The organism is Cobetia sp. (genome assembly GCF_983723665.1).
Genome location: NZ_CFDJES010000011.1, coordinates 28,218 through 30,023 on the forward strand (window position 1 = coordinate 28,218; position 1,806 = coordinate 30,023).

Sequence of the window (1,806 nt, forward strand, 5' to 3'; positions counted from 1 at the left end):
AGTAGAGGGCGTGAGAGACGTCGAAGACATGGCGTGGCATTCCTGTGGCTGTTGTTATTGGGAGGAAGACAGTGTGTCAACAGAGCCGAAGTCGTCAGGCGAGCCGCCTTGCAGAGCTGAAGACGTTCTGCAGAACCAGGCCGTCCTGCAGAAAACGGCAAGCCGAGACTGTGATCTGATTCAACCTAGCATCTGCTTGGTTGGCTGCAAATACTATTACCCTTTACGTTAACGTAAACAATGCTAGTCTGTAGAAAATTCACGGCCAGACGCCGCTGGCACCCACTGCGCCAAGGAGCATTCCCCTCTCCTTGGCGCGCACAGCATCCGGAGCGGCAGCGCCCATGACAGATACGATGATGACCCCAAGTCCTGACCCCAAATCCCGGGCAACGCCTGATGGCGCGACACACGATACCGGTGTGGAGTCCCTGCTGAGCACCACCAGCACCAGCGACGCCATCCGTCCGACCCAGCGCACCTGGAGCATCGGCGAGCTGGCACGGCATTTCGACGTGACCACGCGCACCATCCGCTTCTACGAGCAGGAAGGTCTGCTGCACCCGGAGCGGCGCGGTCAGACGCGCGTCTATCGCGACAAGGACCGCGTGCGTCTCAAGCTGACCCTGCGCGGCAAGCGACTGGGCTTCTCGCTGGCCGAGATTCGTGAAGTGGTCGACCTCTACGACGCCGCCGACGGCGGTGGCGAGAAGCAGCTCACCCGCCTGCTTGGCATCCTGAGCGAAAAGCGTGAGGGCCTTGAGCGACAGCTGCGCGATCTCACCGCCATGCAGCGCGAGCTGGATGACGTCGAGACACGTGCCCGCGAAGCCCTCGCCCGCCTGGCCGGCGACAGCGAGAGCTGATTGGAATCAACAACGCCAGAACCCACTCGCGCCAGCAGCAGCTATATAACTGCCGGCTACACAAGTGACAGCGACTAGACTGACTGTAGATAACTGTCTGTCGAAAACTGACCAGCGCCTCGCGAGTGCGGGCGACAGCAGACTGCCGGAGAGCAGCGCGTCGCCCGCTGATCACGCGACTCATGACAAGACGACAGCACGACCAGACGACAAAAACGAAAAGAACGAAAAGAACGACAACACTGCGTCACCGCCTCCCTGAGGCGGCTCCCCCTGACAAGCCTTGCCTCACCAATAACAACCAAGGACACAGGAAAGCACCATGTCACAGGACGCCATCGCCACACGCCAGCCTGCCAGCGAAATGGCACACGCAAGCCAATCAGCCAGCTATCTCAGCGCTACCTCCGACACCCCACTGATGGGAGAAACCATCGGGGATTGCCTCGACCGCATCTGCGCGCGCTGGCCCGAGCGCGATGCCCTGATCAGTCGCCATCAGGGACTGCGCTACACCTGGGCCGAACTGCACGCAGAGGTCGAGCGCGTGGCGCGCGGCCTGCTGGCGATGGGCATCGAGCGCGGCGACCGCGTCGGCATCTGGGCGCCCAATCGCGCCGAATGGACGCTGATCCAGTACGCCACCGCCAAGATCGGTGTGGTGCTGGTCAATCTCAACCCGAGTTACCGCGGCCATGAACTGGCCTACGCCCTCAAGCAATCCGGTGCGGCGACGCTGATCTTCCAGTCTCGCTTCAAGGCGTCCGACTATGTGGCGATCCTCGAGGAGCTGTTCCCTGAGGCCAGGGAGGCCCGCGGCCGTGATGGCATTCACAATGGCGCGCTGCCGGACCTCAGGCGCCTGATCTGCTTCGAGGCCGAGGATGCCCTGCCCGGCATGCTCAACTGGCAGGATGTGCTCAGCGGTGCCGATAGCGTC

At 62.2% G+C, this 1,806-nt stretch carries 2 protein-coding genes; both read left to right on the forward strand.

Annotation, left to right across the window (positions count from 1 at the left end):
* Nucleotides 1-344 precede the first annotated feature (344 nt).
* Nucleotides 345-866: a MerR family transcriptional regulator gene (locus AC4FAH_RS02515; protein ID WP_317292249.1), complete on the forward strand. Its 522-nt coding sequence runs from the start codon at nucleotides 345-347 to the stop codon at nucleotides 864-866.
* A 322-nt stretch (nucleotides 867-1,188) separates the two neighbouring features.
* Nucleotides 1,189-1,806: AMP-binding protein (locus tag AC4FAH_RS02520; RefSeq protein ID WP_490245611.1), on the forward strand; the 618-nt coding region annotated here is incomplete at its 3' end.